Consider the following 16,678-nt stretch of genomic DNA (forward strand, 5'->3'; position numbering starts at 1 on the left):
GCCCTTTGCCGTCGTTTCGTCTGTTGACGTTTCGTACAGGCCTTTGGCCGCAGCCTCCGTGGAAGAACCTAATGAAAAGCGCAGAAATCCGTGAAGCCTTCCTTCGCTTCTTCGAAGAGCAAGGCCACACCCGTGTAGCCTCCAGCTCTTTGATTCCGGGCAACGACCCAACCCTGCTGTTCACCAACGCGGGGATGAACCAGTTCAAGGACTGCTTCCTGGGCCAGGAAAAGCGCGCCTACACCCGCGCCGTCTCCAGCCAGAAATGCGTGCGCGCCGGCGGCAAGCACAACGACCTGGAGAACGTCGGTTACACCGCCCGTCACCACACCTTCTTCGAAATGCTGGGCAACTTCAGCTTCGGCGATTACTTCAAGCGTGACGCCATCACCTACGCCTGGAACTTCCTGACCTCCGAGAAGTGGCTGAACCTGCCGAAGGAAAAGCTGTGGGTCACCGTCTACGCCAGCGATGACGAGGCTTACGACATCTGGACCAAGGAGGTCGGTGTGCCGGCCGAGCGCATGGTGCGCATCGGCGACAACAAGGGCGCGCCATACGCCTCCGACAACTTCTGGACCATGGGCGATACCGGCCCGTGCGGTCCTTGCACCGAGATTTTCTACGATCACGGCGCCGACATCTGGGGCGGCCCACCGGGCTCGCCAGAAGAAGACGGTGACCGTTACATCGAGATCTGGAACAACGTGTTCATGCAGTTCAACCGCACCGCCGATGGCGTGTTGCATCCGCTGCCAGCCCCGTCGGTGGACACCGGCATGGGTCTTGAGCGGATCAGTGCCGTGCTGCAGCACGTTCACTCGAACTATGAAATCGACCTGTTCCAGAGCCTGCTGGCCGCATCGGCCAAGGCGATCGGCTGCAGCAACGACAATCAGGCTTCCCTGAAAGTCGTGGCTGACCACATTCGTTCCTGCGGCTTCCTGATTGCCGACGGCGTGTTGCCGTCCAACGAGGGTCGCGGTTATGTGCTGCGCCGGATCATCCGTCGCGCCTGCCGTCACGGCAACAAGCTGGGCGCCAAGGGCAGCTTCTTCTACCAGATCGTTGCCGCACTCGTGGCCGAGATGGGCGAAGCGTTCCCGGAACTGAAATCCCAGCAGGCGCACATCGAGCGCGTACTGAAAGCCGAAGAAGAGCAATTCGCCAAGACCCTGGAACAGGGCCTGAAAATCCTTGAGCAGGATCTGGCCGAGCTCAAAGGCGACGTGGTTCCAGGCGACGTGGTGTTCAAACTCTACGACACCTACGGTTTCCCGATGGACCTGACCGCGGACATCGCCCGCGAGCGCAGCCTGACCATCGACGAAGCCGGTTTCGAGCGTGAAATGGAAGCCCAGCGCGTCCGTGCACGTTCCGCCAGCTCGTTCGGTCTGGACTACAACAGCCTGGTCAAGGTTGACGTCGACACCGAGTTCACCGGTTATTACGCCACCAGCGGTTCGGCGAAAGTCGTTGCGCTCTATAAAGATGGCCAGTCCGTGGACGTCTTGAGTGAGGGGCAGGAAGGCGTTGTGGTGCTGAACCAGACGCCGTTCTACGCCGAATCCGGCGGCCAGGTTGGCGATTGCGGTTACCTGCAGGCCGGCAACAGCCGTTTCGACGTGCGCGACACCACCAAGACCGGCGGCGCATTCCTGCACCACGGCGTACTGGCGTCGGGCAGCCTGATCGTTGGCGCACCCGTGGAAGCCCACGTCGAAGCCGACGTGCGTCACGCCACTTCGCTGAACCACTCGGCCACTCACTTGCTGCACGCTGCATTGCGCAAAGTGCTGGGCGACCACGTTCAACAGAAAGGTTCGTTGGTCGACAGTCAGCGCCTGCGCTTTGACTTCAGCCACTTCGAAGCGATCAAACCGGAGCAGATCAAAGCGCTGGAAGACATCGTCAACGCCGAGATCCGCAAGAACTCCGCCGTTGAAACCGAAGAAACCGACATCGAAACCGCCAAGCAGAAAGGCGCGATGGCGCTGTTCGGCGAGAAGTACGGCGACAACGTGCGCGTGCTGAGCATGGGCGGTGATTTCTCCGTCGAGCTGTGCGGCGGTATCCATGCCAACCGTACCGGTGACATCGGTCTGCTGAAAATCATCAGCGAAGGCGGTGTGGCATCGGGCGTGCGTCGTATCGAAGCAGTTACCGGCGCTGCGGCTCTGGCTTACTTGAACGCTGCTGAAGAACAACTCAAGGAAGCGGCGAGCCTGGTCAAGGGCAGCCGCGACAACCTGATCGACAAACTGTCGGCGGTGCTGGAGCGCAACCGTGCGCTTGAAAAGCAGCTCGAGCAGTTGCAGGCCAAGGCCGCTGCTGCCGCCGGCGACGATCTGTCGGCCTCGGCCGTGGACGTCAAGGGCGTGAAAGTGCTGGCCGTGCGTCTGGATGGTCAGGACGGCAAGGCGCTGCTGGCGCTGGTCGATCAGCTGAAAAACAAACTCGGCCGCGCAGTGATCCTGCTCGGCAGTGTCCATGAGGAAAAGGTCGTACTGGTTGCAGGCGTAACCAAGGACCTGACTGGCCAACTCAAAGCCGGTGATTTGATGAAGCAGGCTGCTGCGGCAGTGGGCGGGAAGGGCGGTGGTCGTCCGGACATGGCGCAGGGCGGCGGTGTCGACGCCGGCGCACTGGATGGCGCACTGGCGCTGACCGTTCCATTCGTCGAGCAGGGTTTATAAGACGGCCCGTCGGGCCCGCAGTCTAGTGGCGGACCCGGCGGCTGTTCGAGTGATTATTGGGCGCCCTTCATGGGCAGAGGCGGCTTTGAAATGGCTTTGATCGTACAGAAATTTGGAGGCACCTCGGTCGGCACTGTCGAGAGAATCGAGCAGGTCGCCGACAAGGTTAAGAAATTCCGCGATGCCGGCGATGACCTGGTGGTTGTGCTGTCTGCAATGAGCGGCGAAACCAACCGTCTGATCGATCTGGCCAAGCAAATCAGTGGCGAAGATCAACCGGTTCCCCGTGAGCTGGACGTGATCGTTTCCACCGGTGAGCAGGTGACGATCGCCCTGTTGGCCATGGCGCTGATCAAGCGCGGTGTACCGGCGGTGTCGTACACCGGCAACCAGGTGCGGATCCTGACGGACAGCGCGCACAATAAAGCGCGTATCTTGCAGATTGATGACCAGAAGATTCGCGGTGACCTGAAAGCCGGTCGCGTGGTGGTGGTCGCCGGTTTCCAGGGCGTCGACGAGCACGGCAACATCACGACCCTGGGTCGTGGCGGTTCCGACACCACCGGCGTGGCGCTGGCCGCTGCGCTGAAGGCTGACGAATGCCAGATCTATACCGACGTCGATGGTGTCTACACCACTGACCCGCGCGTGGTATCGGTGGCTCAGCGTCTGGACAAGATCACCTTCGAAGAGATGCTGGAAATGGCCAGCCTCGGTTCCAAGGTGCTGCAGATCCGCGCGGTGGAGTTCGCCGGCAAGTACAACGTTCCGCTGCGCGTACTGCACAGCTTCAAGGAGGGTCCGGGCACCCTCATTACTATTGATGAAGAGGAAACCATGGAACAGCCGATCATTTCCGGCATCGCTTTCAACCGCGATGAAGCCAAGCTGACCATCCGTGGCGTGCCAGACACCCCGGGCGTGGCGTTCAAGATTCTCGGCCCGATCAGTGCCGCGAACATCGAAGTCGACATGATCGTGCAGAACGTCGCGCACGATAACACCACCGACTTCACCTTCACCGTGCACCGCAACGACTACCAGTCCGCGCAAACCGTGCTGGAAAACACCGCTCGCGAGATCGGTGCCCGTGAAGTGGTTGGCGATACCAAGATTGCCAAGGTCTCGATCGTCGGCGTCGGCATGCGTTCCCACGCAGGCGTGGCCAGCCGCATGTTTGAATCCCTGGCAAAAGAAAGCATCAACATCCAGATGATCTCGACCTCGGAAATCAAGGTTTCCGTGGTGATCGAAGAGAAGTACCTGGAACTGGCCGTGCGCGCCCTGCACACGGCTTTCGAACTCGACGCTCCGGCCCGTCAGGGCGAGTGATGCGTTGTCTGAAGGGCGCGGTCTGACCGCGCCCTTTATTTTTTGAATGGCGCGAGCCCCGAACTGTTCTTTTGCTCGCGCTGGTCAATACTCAGGCATGTAGGGCTACGATCGCTCCGGTTGTAGGTCGGGTGCCTTTTTTTTGCAGACTGTTGTCCCTGAAATGATTCGCGTGAGGAGAAAGGTATGCTGATTCTGACTCGTCGGTGCGCAGAAAGCCTGATTATCGGTGATGGCGAAATCACCGTGACCGTGCTCGGCGTTAAAGGAAATCAAGTGCGTATCGGCGTCAACGCCCCGAAAGAGGTGGCCGTGCACCGTGAAGAAATCTATCTGCGTATAAAGAAAGAGAAGGACGAAGAACCAAGCCATTAATTTTTATCGATTTTTATGTTTGCAAACGGGGAAGAAGGTGGTTAATATACGCCCCGTGTTGCGGAGAGCTGGCCGAGTGGCCGAAGGCGCTCCCCTGCTAAGGGAGTACACCTCAAAAGGGTGTCGGGGGTTCGAATCCCCCGTTCTCCGCCATTATTTGCTTAGTACGTTGTAATCTGGCTTTTTCTGTAAGTTGTTGAAATTTATAGAAAAAGTGGTTGGAATAGAGATTAGACGGGCTATAATGCGGCGCAACAAATGCACTCGTAGCTCAGCTGGATAGAGTACTCGGCTACGAACCGAGCGGTCACAGGTTCGAATCCTGTCGAGTGCACCATTTAAGAGTCAGTTGCAGCGATGTAAATGACTCGGCTTCAACCAGTTGTGATCTGGTCTAAAAACACAGAATGCACTCGTAGCTCAGCTGGATAGAGTACTCGGCTACGAACCGAGCGGTCACAGGTTCGAATCCTGTCGAGTGCACCATTTAAGAGTCAGTTGCAGCAATGCGGATGACTTGGTTACAGCCAGTTGTGGTCTGGTCTAAAAACACAAATTGCACTCGTAGCTCAGCTGGATAGAGTACTCGGCTACGAACCGAGCGGTCACAGGTTCGAATCCTGTCGAGTGCACCATATACCGAAAAGCCCGCGTTTAGCGCGGGCTTTTTGCTGTCCGGGATTTGGCTTTTCCCGTCACGCATCCTTTTTCATCAAAATCGATTTGAGCACTGCGGCCCCGCTTGAGGTCGTAACGATAACTCGTTGCCGAATTGCGGATGCTTACCTTGTCGGGTTTGCCGAGGGCGCTTTCCACATCCTGTTGGCTCATGCCGGCGATGATTCGTTGATTGATGATTGCCTCGCGCTTCTGTCGCGCGTCGATCAGATCTCCACATTTATCGTGAGTGCGACCGACGACGGCCATTTCTCTTTTTCTGATATTCATACCCGATGTTTCTTCGTGCCGGGCTTCGGGTATCAGTGTCACGGTCGAGCCGGGCGAATAGGGGTGCACTTCCTGCAATGAAAGGTGTTCATCGTTCGCACAGCTCAATGTGGTGAACGTGACGCTGCCATCAGAAGCTTCGCAGCGATGAAGTGTGGTTGTGCTCCCGATGGTGGGCAGGCAGAGCAGAGTGGTCAGCATGAATCGGGATGTTTTCGATGGCATTCGGCGTCCTCCATGACGATCCTGTTCAAGCGTAGCCGGCAGTTTTTTCACTGGCGGTGTGTTTTCTTTTCAGGATGAGTCGTCGCACTGTGAAGGATCAGGACAGCGCTCAGCTTTGTCTCGCAAGCGCTTGTTTCAGCCACGATTTTTTAACGTTTAAAACCGTCAGGCGGTGTATCATTGCGCCCGTCAGCCCCGCCGGGGCTTATGGAAAACCTCCATGGACTTACCCAGTAGTTATTCAGTAACCCGTTTCACCAATCATGAATTGACTGATTGATCCTTCCGGCGTGCCCCGCTGCTGGGAGTGGAGTTCGCCTATGTCCGAAATCGAAGTAAAGAAAACACAGGAAAGCCTGCAGGATCGCCTGGCTCAGGTGGTCGAGCTGCTGCAGCGCCAGCGGGTCGTCGAAGACCTGACTCATCGCCAGGAAGGCCCGCATCATGACCGGGTCGAGAACCTGGTCCACCGGCAAAACCTCGTCGAGTTGCAACGCAAGCTCGATGATCTGCACTCCGCCGACGTCGCCTACATTCTTGAAGCCCTGCCTCTGGACGATCGTCTGACGCTCTGGCAACTGGTCAAGGCCGATCGCGACGGCGACATTCTTCTCGAAGTATCCGATTCCGTCCGTGAAACGCTGATCGCCGACATGGACGATCATGAGCTCCTGGCTGCGGCCAGGGACATGGATGCCGACGAACTTGCTGACCTGGCCTCCGAGCTGCCGCGAGACGTCGTCCATGAGCTGATGGAGACTCTGGATCAGCAACAACGCGAGCGAGTGCGTTCGGCGCTCTCCTATGACGAGGAGCAGGTCGGCGCGCTGATGGACTTCGAGATGGTGACCATCCGTGAGGATGTCAGTCTCGAAGTGGTTCTGCGTTACCTGCGTCGCCTGAAAGAGCTGCCGGGCCATACCGACAAACTATTCGTGGTCGACTACGACGGCGTGCTCAAGGGCGTGCTGCCAATCAAGCGTTTGCTGGTCAATGACCCGGAGAAACAGGTTTCCGAAGTCATGGCCAGTGATCCGGTGAGTTTTCACCCGGATGAAGACGCCTACGACGCCGCTCAGGCGTTCGAACGTTACGACTTGATCTCGGCCCCGGTGGTCGACAAGAACGGCAAGCTGATCGGCCGTCTGACCATCGATGAAATGGTCGACCTGATTCGTGAGGAGAGCGAAAGCGAAGTCCTCAACATGGCGGGTCTGCGCGAAGAAGAAGACATTTTCGCTTCGGTCTGGAAGTCCCTGCGCAACCGTTGGGCGTGGCTGGCGATCAATCTGATCACGGCATTCGTCGCATCGCGGGTGATCGGTCTGTTCGAAGGTTCGATCGAGAAGCTGGTGGCCCTGGCGGCGCTGATGCCGATCGTGGCGGGCATTGGCGGCAACTCCGGCAACCAGACGATCACCATGATCGTTCGTGCCATGGCGCTCGATCAGGTCAGCACTGGCAACACCTCGCGCCTGATGCGCAAAGAGCTGGCCGTGGCGTTGATCAATGGCCTGGTCTGGGGTGGGGTGATCGGTGTGGTGGCTTACTTGCTGTATGGCAGCTGGTCGCTGGGCGTGGTGATGACCGCTGCCATGACGTTGAACCTGCTACTTGCCGCTTTGATGGGGGTGTTGATCCCGATGACTCTGGCGAAGATGGGCCGCGATCCGGCGATGGGTGCAAGTGTGATGATCACGGCCATGACTGACAGTGGTGGCTTCTTCATCTTCCTCGGGTTGGCGACGATTTTCCTGCTCTGACCGACTGCATAAAAAAACAGCCCGCCAATTGGCGGGCTGTTTTTTGTCTGTGAGAAGCCCCAATTGCGGGCAAAAAAAAAGCCAGCATTCATGCTGGCTTGAGATGTTCGGTTTGACTCAGGATGCGTCTGCAGCCATTTCGGCGTCGTGGGCGATCAGAGAAACCAGCGCGTTCTGCTGGCGATGGGAGAGTTGACGGAAGCGTTGCAGCAGCTCGCGCTCGTGCAGCGACAGCTCCGGGCTGTCTAGGCGCATGCTCAGCTCTTCGCCCAGTGCACCTTCCTGAATAAGACTCTGCTCAAGGCGCGCAATGATCTCGGAGTTCATGCTGCGATGATGATTGCGAGCCACCTCGGCAATGCGTTCACGCATTCCGTCTGGCAGACGTACGACGAACTTGTCAGCCGTACGGCTGGAATAAATTGCCTGTTTCAATGGGCGCATATATTTAACCGGTTAGTTCAGGGGAGCGGTTCTCGGGATTGGCCGCAGGATGTGTGGTAGGACAAGCATCCGCGCCAAATGGTTCAACCTGAATTGTTAAGAGGCGCGCATCATGCCTCAAAATTGCCAGATCATTGGCGTCAATTCTGTGACAAATATTGATCCGGGTAAAGGCGTAATGCCAGCACCAATTATCAGAAATGCGGACTGGTTTGAAAAGAAAGCATCAGTCCGTATTGCTGACCGCGTCCTGAAACACGTTGACTGATGCCCGAGGGCGTCAGAACGTGCATGCTATGCGGGTTGAATCGTTGTTCCTTACCTTGTACAGGATAGTGGCAAATGGCCGATTTACTAGGGGCAAATGCCCGCCGGAGGGCGTTTTCAGGATGGATGGCAGGCTGATTTACCTTATGGGGCCTTCCGGCTCCGGCAAGGACAGTCTGATCGAGGCTGCGCGTGAACCCTTACGGGCGTTGAACTGCGAAATCATCAGGCGAGTGATCACCCGTTCTGCTGAATCCGTGGGCGAGGATGCGATCGGCGTGACGCCTCAGGAGTTCGAGCAACGTCAGCGCGCCGGCGAGTTTTCGCTGGCGTGGGAGGCCAATGGTCTCGCCTATGGTATTGCGGCGGAAATGGATGAATGGTTGAAAGCCGGTAAGCACGTCCTGGTGAACGGCTCTCGGGCGAACCTTCGGCAAGCGCTGGAAAGCTACCCGACGCTGGTGCCGGTGTTGTTGACGGTGCGAGATAACGTCTTGCGGGAGCGGCTGCTCCGGCGTGGCCGGGAGACGCTTGAACAGATCGATGCGAGACTGGCCCGTAACGCGCTGTTCAAGGACCGGCGTTCAACTGACAGCCCTGTGCATCTGATCGACAATTCGGGTGACCTGGCGGATGCGGTCAATCAGCTGCTGAAGCTGGTCAGGGTCAGCGCAGTACAGGATCAAACTTGATCTTGCGCCCGGCCACCAGCGCCAATACGAACAGCGTCGAAAACACGCCGCACCCGATCAGAGGCAGGGATATTTCGGTTTCCTCGAACAGCGAAAAGTGCCCGAGGCCACTCAATAAGGCGAGGATCAGAAATCCTGCGGCTGACTTGGACATGCTGTACTCCTGAAGATATTTCAAAAAACCAGACGTTCAGTCGACTGCGCCGGCAACACCTGTTCAGACTCGCTGACCGCTTGCGGGGCGGAGCGCTGATCGCTCAATACCGCCCATTGGGGCGCTTTCTGCACTTGCAGGTAATGTGGCATGCGCCCGGCCACTTTCTCGTTGTCCTCGGGGAGGAAGTGAAAGCCCACGAGAACAGCCAGTGCGATTACGTTTGCGAGGACGAGGGCGCTGTTCATGAGACGAGTCTCCGAATGTTCTTTTATAGAACCGGTAAAGCAGCCGCCGTGCCAATAGTCTAACTGCTGTTAAGTCCTTTAAAAACAAGCATTTAAATGGATTTTTAGAAGAGGGCGCATTGCATTCTGCAATGATGGCGTTTTGCGGAGATGCAAATTGCACGGTAAAACGTCCGGCACCCTTGCAAGACGCCTGCCTACACTTAAAAAGCCCTGCGGACGACATGACAAATCAGGGCCCGACCGTTAACATGCACGCCGTCTGTCGCACCGACAGCCCTGTGTCCCAGTAGCTCAATTGGATAGAGCATCCCCCTCCTAAGGGGAAGGTTGGCAGTTCGAACCTGCCCTGGGACACCATCTATTGAAAAGCCCCGCGCAGAGTGATCTGGCGGGGCTTTTTGTTGTCGCCATTTTATAAGCGGAAGCGACTGACCATCGTGTTGAAGGACGCCGCCAGGTTGGACAGTTCCTGGGTCGAAGCGCTGGTCTGATGCGCACCTGCTGCCGTTTGGGTGGACAAATCCTGGATGTTCACCAGATTACGATCCACTTCGCGAGCGACGTGTGCCTGTTCTTCCGAGGCCGTGGCGATGACGAGGTTGCGATCATTGATCTGCGAAATGCCGTCGGCAATCAGCTCCAGTGCCTGGCCGGTCGCTTGCGCCAGTGACTGGGTTTCGCTGACCAGCGCCTGGCTTTTCCCCATGGCGCCGACGGCTTCGTCTGCACTGTTACGCACGTCGTTGATCATGCCTTCGATTTCCCCCGTCGAAGCCTGGGTCCTTGCCGCCAGGGCTCGTACCTCGTCGGCGACCACGGCAAAACCTCGACCTTGCTCACCCGCGCGTGCAGCCTCGATGGCGGCGTTAAGCGCCAGAAGATTGGTTTGCTCGGCAATTCCCCGGATCACATCCAGCACCTTGCCGATGTCTCGAACTTTCTCCGCCAGGTCCTTGACCATGGTGGTGGAGGTGGCGATTTCCGTGGTTGCATGGTTGATCGCGGCAACGGCGTTTCGCGCTTGATCGCGTCCATTGCTGGCTTCCCGGCTGGTGGTCTGGGAGGCCTCGGAGGTGGATACCGCATTGCGCGCGACTTCCTCCACGGCGGAGGTCATTTCCGTGACAGCGGTCGCTGCCTGCTGGATCTCGTCGTTCTGACGGATCAGACCACGGCTTCCGTTGTCGGTGACGGCGGTGAGTTCTTCGGCAGCTGAAGCCAGTTGATCTGCCGCGTTGGCGATCTGCTGAATAGTGCCTTTCAGACTGCCCTGCATCTCGGCCAGGGCCGTGAGCAACTGGCCGGCCTCGTCGCGGCCGGTGCTGACGATGTTTTGAGTCAGGTCTCCCCCAGCGATGCTTCGGGCGCTTTCAACGGCTTTGGAGATGGGGCGGCTGATCAGTCGGCTGATGAACAGGCCGAGCAAAATCGCAGCGACGAAGGCCAGCACGATGCCGATGTACAGCGACGTCTTGGCGGACGACTCCGTCAGAACCGATCGCTTTGCGGCTTCGCTGACTTGCATATCGTTGGAGTTGGTCATGATGGTCAATTCGTCCATGACGACGCGGTAGTTCTTTTGCAGGTCGCCGAGCAGCAGTTCGCGGCCGTTTTCCAGGTCGCCGGCCTTCATCAGGGCCAGATACTTTTGCACGATCGCCTGGTAAACGGGCCAGGCTTTTTCCATTCGGTCACCTGCTGCACGTTCGTCGTCGGCAAGCTTGGTTTTTCGATATTCGGCAAAGGCTTTTTCACTCGCCAACTGGTTCGCGCTCATCGAGGCGAGGAATTCGTCTTTGGTGCTCTGTGGCAGATTGGCCGCAGTGGCGACGTAAAGCCGATACATGTCACGGGTCTGTCCGACGGCCTTGATTTTGGTCTGCGCGATGTTGGCGACAGCGACAAGGTTGTTGCCGAACACCGATCTAAGGCTCGCCGATAGCTCGGTCACTCCCCGGCTTCCCAGCAGGCCCACCCCCAGGGTGATGAAGGCGCACGCGGCGAAGGCCGTGATCAATTTCGTGGAAAGTCTTGCGTCATTCAACCAACTCATAAGGGCATCCTGCTGACGTGTGGGGGTCGGGACAACATCGAGTGCAGCTCGTAAGAAAATGGCGTGTCGTCGTACATCTTTCGGCTGCGGAGTCCACAACTGTAGGGTTACCAGTTGTTTCTAACGTAAATATATTCTGCATGAAATCCCTTGTAACCATCGGTTTAGAGCACTCAGCACATACATACAAAATATGGCACTTGGCCTTTTCTATTTATTGCCAAGTGTTACATTGTGTGGAATATTCCAAAAAATACGTACGACATCGTACCTCTTCGTCCTTGTCGCTCAAGATGACGAGGACACTGTGTTCGTGATTTCCAGAACCGTGAAAAAAAGAACGAAGCAGCCTAGGGTAGGACTCATGTCGCGTCGCATTGATAAAGGGAAATGCAAGGGGTACGCCTTTGCCGGATGGGTGACGCTGTTGATCGCCACGGCCGGGGCAGCGCATGGCGAGGGGCTCGACAGCACCGCGTCGGTGGGCAAGCGTCTGGCGGTAGCGGCTGACTGTGTGGCTTGCCACACGGCGCCAGGCGGCGAGGCTTTTGCGGGCGGCTATCCGCTCAGTTCGCCGATGGGCACGATCTACTCGACCAACATCACGCCTTCGAAAACGGCGGGTATCGGCAATTACACCTCAGAGCAATTCGCCCGCGCGGTGCGTGACGGGGTGGCGGCCGATGGCACTCGGCTTTACCCAGCGATGCCCTACACCTCTTATTCGAAGATGACCGACAGCGACATTGCTGCGCTCTACGACTACTTCATGCACGAAGTGATGCCGGTCGATACGCCGAACCAGAAAACCGCACTGGATTTCCCGTTCAATATCCGTGCATCGATGATTGGCTGGAACGCGCTGTTCCACAGCAAAACACGCTTCACGCCGGATCCGGCCAAGTCCGCCGAGGTCAATCGCGGCGACTATCTGGTCAACGGCCTGGCTCACTGCGACACCTGCCACACGCCGCGCAATGTCCTGATGGCGGCCGACAGCGCAAAACCGTTGGCCGGCGGATCGCTGGGCAGTTGGTATGCCCCCAATATCACCTCCGACAAAGTCAGCGGCATCGGGGCCTGGTCAAGTGACGAGATCGTGGCCTATCTGCGTACCGGACACGTCGAGGGCAAGGCTCAGGCGGCGGGGCCGATGGCCGAGGCGGTGGAGAACAGTCTGCAGCATCTGAGCGATGTGGATCTCAAAGCCATCGCGGCCTACCTGCTGCAGACCACGCCGATCAAGACCGGGGAGAGCAAGGCCCGGCACGAGTACGGTCAGGCTTCGGTCGACGAATTGACGCTGCGCGGAGGCAAACCCGGGGACAACCCGGGCTGGCACGTTTTCAGTGGCACTTGCGCCAACTGCCATCAGCCGAACGGTCAGGGCACACGAGAATACCCATCGCTTTTTCACAACACTGCCACCAGTCGCAGCGACAACCTGATCGCGGCCATCGTGTATGGCGTGCATCGTGAAGTCGACGGTGTGGCCATCGACATGCCGGGTTTCGGCCCTGACGCGCTGTTCACCGACCGCCTGAACGACCAGCAGATTGCCGATGTCAGCAACTACGTGCTGTCGCGCTACGGCAATGCCGACGCGGTTGTCACCGCCGCCGATGTGGCACAGGTACGCAACGGTGGGCCCCAGGCGCCACTGGCAGTGATGTCGAAGTTTACGATCCCGGTCATCATTCTCGTGTGCTTGTTGATCGGCCTGGGCGCATGGGCCTTGATTGCACGTCGGCGCAAGGAGGCCTGAGCAATGGACACTTCAATGACGCACAAACACGTAAAAAATCAAACCGAAAGCTCGGCGGGGCTCACTCGCCGCAATCTGTTGCGCGGTTCCGTGACGCTGGGCCTGGCCGCGATGATCGGCAGTGCGCTGCCCTGGCAGTCGGTGCTGGCAGCGCAGGTTTCGAGTGACGATTTCATTGCGCTGTCGCAGTTTCTGGTCAGCCGTGCGGTCAATCCGGTTCTGGCCGGTCGTTACTACGCTGCGCTGGACAAGCGCGCACCGAATTTCTCGACCAACGTGATTGCCCTGAAGCAATTGATCAGCACTCAGGGCTACAGGCATGTCGATGAATACCTGGCGCAGCCGAACCCGGATCCGTCGCTGCGGGCCACGGCCACCAGCATCATTTCCGCCTGGTATCTGGGCATCGTCGGTGAGCCAGCGGATGCCGAGCTGATCAGCTATTCCCTCGCCATGATGTATCAGCCCACTCACGGCATTCTCATCATTCCAACCTACGGTGGCGGCCCGGATTCATGGGGTCCCAAACCAGCAGTCATTCAGGACTCGACAGTATGAGCAGCGATCAATTCGATGCCGATGTGGTGATCATCGGTTCTGGTGTCATGGGCGGTCTGATCGCCACGGGCCTGGCCAAAGCGAACAAGTCGGTGATCGTGCTCGAGGCCGGGCCTCGGGTGAATCGCCGTGATGTGGTGGAAACGTTCCGCAATGCTCCGGTGAAACTCTCGCTGGCCAATGCCAAGCTGCAGGGCGCCGGGTCGCCTTATCCGAGCCTGCCCCACGCGCCCTCTACTTATGGCGACTATTTGCAGCAGGTAGGGCCGGTGAAATACAACACCTCTTATCTGCGTGTGGTAGGTGGCACCACCTGGCATTTCGGTTCCTCGCTGTGGCGCATGCTGCCCAACGATTTTCGTCTGAAGTCGCTGTATGGCCGTGGTCGTGACTGGCCCATCAGTTATGACGAACTGGAACCGTATTACGCTCGAGCTGAAGTCGAACTGGGCGTTTCCGGTGTCGACGGCCAGGACGAAAGCGGGCAGGGCGGGGACGCCTATCCGCCGCGCTCGATTCCCTATCCGATGGAGGGCCTGAAGCCGAGCTACATGTTCAAACGCCTTTCCGAATTGCTCAGCAAGGGCGGGTATAACCCAATCCTCGAGCCGAATGGCCGGGCGACCCGTCCCTATGGCAAACGGCCTCCCTGTGCCGGCAACAACAACTGCAACCCGGTGTGCCCGATTGCAGCCAAGTACGACGGTTCGATGCACATTGATGAAGCCGAGCGCCATGGCGCCAAGGTGCTGGACAACTCTGTCGTCTACAAGATCGAGGCGGGCGACGACGGCAAGATCACCGCGATCTGGTACATGCGCCCCGACAAGTCCAAACACAAACTGACCGCCCGGGCATTTGTACTGGCGGCATACGGTATCGAGTCGCCGAAGCTGCTGTTGATGTCGACCTCGGAAAAGTATCCGAACGGGATTGCCAACTCGTCGGATCAGGTCGGGCGCAACCTGATGGACCACACCGGCATCAGCATGAACGTCATGACCAAGGAAGACATGTGGCCGGGCGAAGGGCCGACGCAATTGCTGGTCTATCTGAACAGCCGCGATGGCGCGTTTCGCAACGATTATCCGAGCTACAAGATCAAGGTGCGCAACACCGTGCCGACGTCGCAAATCACCTCGAACCTGATCGCCAAAGGTGTCCTGGGCTCGAAGCTCGATGAGCAGATCCGCCTGCAATCGGCGCGCTCCCTGAACTGGGCTGTCGACTTCGAAACCCTGCCACTGCCGGAGAATCGGGTCACCCCGAGCAAGACCAAGTTCGACGCCATCGGCCTGCCGGTTCCCGAGATCTACTACAGCGTTCCCGACTACTGGCACGCCGGTAAAGAGAAGGCGCTGGAAGACTTCAAACAGTTTGCGAAACTGCTCGACGCCGACATCCTCAGCACCGACACGGGCTTCCAGAACCGTCAGCACATCATGGGCACCACCATCATGGGCGATGACCCGAAAGACTCGGTGGTGGACCGCGATTGCCGCAGTCACGACCATTCCAACCTGTTCATCGCAGGCACGAGCGTCATGCCATCGTCCTCCTGCGTGAACCCGACGCTGACAGGTGCGGCGTTGAGTATTCGGATTGCCGATGTGTTGGTGGCGGAGGTCTGAGAAGCGCCCTGAGGTACAAAGCCCCACGCAGAGGTGTCTGGTGGGGCTTTTTTGTGTCTTTCAATCTTGCAGGAGGAAAGGCTAGAAAATTTCAGCTCCACCCTCTGCCTTTCCAATCGAGGTTGTGACGTTCATGAAATGTCGGCGGCCGTTGACTGAGAAGCCCCGTTCGGGATCCTGAGACCCAGGCTTGCGCAAAGTCAGCAAGGCGGGCAATCCGTCTTTCTCGCTGTAACTACCAAACCAATTGTTCAGCCTTGCGATGAAGCACTCGTTGTCGATGAAAACTGGCAAGTCCATGACGGTTTCTACTGCGTAGTAACCTGCGCCGTAACTGTAATAATCATCGTCACCCGAGCCCGATGCAGGAATGGGGCAGAGGGGGCCTTTGTGTTGGCTGGGTTGTTGAGGTTTACCCGCACCCGATTGGGTCAGGGCTTTTATGAGAGTTTTTCGCAAGACTGGGTCCAGTACGTAGCTGGTACTGCTTTCCTCGGAGTATTGATTGCTCGGCACGATCAACTTGTAGTCATACTGAACCGTCACTGTTGGTATTTGGCTGTTGATCTTCAGGGGATTGAGCAGGTAGATCTGATCGACACCGTATGACCCGTTGCGATAGGCGAGATACATCCTTCCATGAGATTTGATCCAGGCTGCCGATTGGTTGGCGCCTCGATCATTGGTGGAGAACAACGAGCTGCCGGCGCTGGCGTCCGGATCATAGGGCGCCAGTCTTCTGGTGAACCGTTCTCCATCGCGACGGAAGGTTTCATAGAAGCTGAAGAGGCCTGTACCACCGGTGTAGGTTGAAACGATCAGATCCCGTTGACCGTCGCCGTTAAGGTCTATCAATGAGTAATTCGCCTGGCCCTGCTCGGCATCAGCGTCAAGACCGGAAGCTTTAAGCGCCTTCCATTCATTCGGGGTTACACCCTTGGGAATGCTTTTGGGAAACAAGGTCTGATCGTAAGTGTTGTCGTCGCTGGGATCACCGGAGAACGAAGTTTCGCCGTCGTCGGTTGAGAGAGAATCCAGCGCCCGCTCCAGCGCAAACTCCGGACTCTCCTTGCTCATCTCCCGAACCCGTTGCTGCAGATCCTCCATGACCTGTTTATCAATGTCGTCCGGCTTGTAGGCCACCGCGTCGATCCACTGAGCGTGCAAGACCTGCAAACGATCCTGATAACGCTGGTTCAGGCAGCTGACCTCTTCGCCACATCGATCACGCTCCTTCAGCCACTGGCGCTGGGCGTTTTTCACTCCGGCCTGCGCCGGGGCAGCATTCATCAGCTTCCGATAAGCCGCCCCCATCTGCGCATCCACCTCATACAAAGGCTTGTCCGCGCAAATCGCCTTCTCCACAGCACTCGCCGCCTTTGTGCAGTCCATTCCGCTCGCCACTGCCTGCTGAAAAAACAGCAGCGCACAGGCCGACACGATGTAGCGTCCCTTGATGTACACGATGAATCCTTTGCCGTTGGAAGGTGTGAACCGCCGCGCAGGGTAATCCTTGCGCAACGA

The 16,678-nt window shown here is 57.9% G+C and carries 14 protein-coding genes, 5 tRNA genes and 1 pseudogene; 13 read left to right on the forward strand and 7 right to left on the reverse strand.

What is annotated here, in order from left to right:
• Positions 1-71: 71 nt before the first annotated feature.
• The 7 genes from alaS to ACTJK7_RS22205 all read left to right on the forward strand — a co-directional run bounded on the left by alaS (position 72) and on the right by ACTJK7_RS22205 (position 5,038).
• Positions 72-2,696: an alanine--tRNA ligase gene (alaS, locus tag ACTJK7_RS22175; protein ID WP_085654879.1), complete on the forward strand. Its 2,625-nt coding sequence runs from the start codon at positions 72-74 to the stop codon at positions 2,694-2,696.
• 90 nt (positions 2,697-2,786) lie between these two features.
• Entirely contained in the window at positions 2,787-4,028 is a 1,242-nt protein-coding gene (locus ACTJK7_RS22180) for an aspartate kinase (protein WP_007951048.1), read from the forward strand.
• A 186-nt stretch (positions 4,029-4,214) separates the two neighbouring features.
• Complete coding sequence (csrA, locus tag ACTJK7_RS22185) at positions 4,215-4,403, forward strand: carbon storage regulator CsrA (protein ID WP_002554426.1); 189 nt, start codon at positions 4,215-4,217, stop codon at positions 4,401-4,403.
• 62 nt (positions 4,404-4,465) lie between these two features.
• Positions 4,466-4,556 (forward strand) — tRNA-Ser (locus ACTJK7_RS22190).
• A 107-nt stretch (positions 4,557-4,663) separates the two neighbouring features.
• Positions 4,664-4,740, forward strand: a tRNA-Arg gene (locus tag ACTJK7_RS22195).
• 72 nt (positions 4,741-4,812) lie between these two features.
• Positions 4,813-4,889: transfer RNA gene (locus tag ACTJK7_RS22200), tRNA-Arg, on the forward strand.
• 72 nt (positions 4,890-4,961) lie between these two features.
• Positions 4,962-5,038, forward strand: a tRNA-Arg gene (locus ACTJK7_RS22205).
• A 19-nt stretch (positions 5,039-5,057) separates the two neighbouring features.
• On the opposite strand, the gene ACTJK7_RS22210 is transcribed toward ACTJK7_RS22205, so the two are convergent.
• Positions 5,058-5,576 (reverse strand): hypothetical protein, encoded by a 519-nt coding sequence (locus ACTJK7_RS22210; protein WP_064383617.1) that lies wholly within the window; start codon positions 5,574-5,576, stop codon positions 5,058-5,060.
• A 320-nt stretch (positions 5,577-5,896) separates the two neighbouring features.
• On the opposite strand from ACTJK7_RS22210, the gene mgtE reads away from it, so the two are divergent.
• A complete protein-coding gene (mgtE, locus tag ACTJK7_RS22215; protein WP_064383614.1) occupies positions 5,897-7,339 on the forward strand; it encodes a magnesium transporter in 1,443 nt (480 codons plus the stop codon).
• A gap of 117 nt (positions 7,340-7,456) precedes the next feature.
• Here mgtE and ACTJK7_RS22220 read toward each other — a convergent pair whose 3' ends face one another.
• Positions 7,457-7,783, reverse strand: a complete 327-nt coding sequence (locus tag ACTJK7_RS22220; RefSeq protein ID WP_003178899.1) for an Arc family DNA-binding protein — start codon at positions 7,781-7,783, stop codon at positions 7,457-7,459.
• 389 nt (positions 7,784-8,172) lie between these two features.
• On the opposite strand from ACTJK7_RS22220, the gene phnN reads away from it, so the two are divergent.
• A complete protein-coding gene (gene phnN / locus ACTJK7_RS22225; protein ID WP_064383613.1) occupies positions 8,173-8,742 on the forward strand; it encodes a phosphonate metabolism protein/1,5-bisphosphokinase (PRPP-forming) PhnN in 570 nt (189 codons plus the stop codon).
• Here the strand turns inward: phnN and ACTJK7_RS22230 are convergent.
• Both ACTJK7_RS22230 and ACTJK7_RS22235 read right to left on the reverse strand, forming a co-directional pair.
• Positions 8,717-8,896 (reverse strand): PA3371 family protein, encoded by a 180-nt coding sequence (locus tag ACTJK7_RS22230; RefSeq protein WP_064383611.1) that lies wholly within the window; start codon positions 8,894-8,896, stop codon positions 8,717-8,719. The genes phnN and ACTJK7_RS22230 overlap by 26 nt on opposite strands.
• A 20-nt stretch (positions 8,897-8,916) precedes the next feature.
• Positions 8,917-9,144: a hypothetical protein gene (locus ACTJK7_RS22235; protein WP_323151648.1), complete on the reverse strand. Its 228-nt coding sequence runs from the start codon at positions 9,142-9,144 to the stop codon at positions 8,917-8,919.
• Positions 9,145-9,427: 283 nt separating this feature from the next.
• On the opposite strand from ACTJK7_RS22235, the gene ACTJK7_RS22240 reads away from it, so the two are divergent.
• A tRNA-Arg gene (locus ACTJK7_RS22240) sits at positions 9,428-9,504 on the forward strand.
• Positions 9,505-9,559: 55 nt separating this feature from the next.
• On the opposite strand, the gene ACTJK7_RS22245 is transcribed toward ACTJK7_RS22240, so the two are convergent.
• On the reverse strand, positions 9,560-10,423 hold the full coding sequence (locus ACTJK7_RS22245; protein WP_419791546.1) for a methyl-accepting chemotaxis protein: 864 nt from the start codon (positions 10,421-10,423) through the stop codon (positions 9,560-9,562).
• Positions 10,418-11,200, reverse strand: a pseudogene (locus tag ACTJK7_RS22250) (MCP four helix bundle domain-containing protein); the annotation flags it as partial. The gene ACTJK7_RS22245 and the pseudogene ACTJK7_RS22250, both read right to left, overlap by 6 nt.
• 364 nt (positions 11,201-11,564) lie before the next feature.
• Between ACTJK7_RS22250 and ACTJK7_RS22255 the strand changes: the two are divergent.
• From ACTJK7_RS22255 to ACTJK7_RS22265, 3 genes are read left to right on the forward strand one after another with little or no spacing between them, the layout of a single operon-like run.
• Positions 11,565-12,965: a cytochrome c gene (locus ACTJK7_RS22255; protein WP_440779787.1), complete on the forward strand. Its 1,401-nt coding sequence runs from the start codon at positions 11,565-11,567 to the stop codon at positions 12,963-12,965.
• A gap of 3 nt (positions 12,966-12,968) precedes the next feature.
• Positions 12,969-13,523 carry a sugar dehydrogenase complex small subunit gene (locus tag ACTJK7_RS22260; protein ID WP_064383604.1) on the forward strand — a complete coding sequence of 185 codons (555 nt, stop codon included), beginning with the start codon at positions 12,969-12,971 and terminating at the stop codon, positions 13,521-13,523.
• On the forward strand, positions 13,520-15,154 hold the full coding sequence (locus ACTJK7_RS22265; RefSeq protein ID WP_323151650.1) for a GMC family oxidoreductase: 1,635 nt from the start codon (positions 13,520-13,522) through the stop codon (positions 15,152-15,154). Before ACTJK7_RS22260 ends, ACTJK7_RS22265 begins: the two co-directional genes overlap by 4 nt.
• Before the next feature lie 81 nt (positions 15,155-15,235).
• Here ACTJK7_RS22265 and ACTJK7_RS22270 read toward each other — a convergent pair whose 3' ends face one another.
• A complete protein-coding gene (locus ACTJK7_RS22270; RefSeq protein ID WP_440779785.1) occupies positions 15,236-16,618 on the reverse strand; it encodes a lysozyme inhibitor LprI family protein in 1,383 nt (460 codons plus the stop codon).
• Between the last annotated feature and the right edge of the window lie 60 nt (positions 16,619-16,678).

It is taken from the genome of Pseudomonas sp. 22085 (assembly GCF_052045815.1).
Lineage (GTDB): Bacteria > Pseudomonadota > Gammaproteobacteria > Pseudomonadales > Pseudomonadaceae > Aquipseudomonas > Aquipseudomonas glycinae.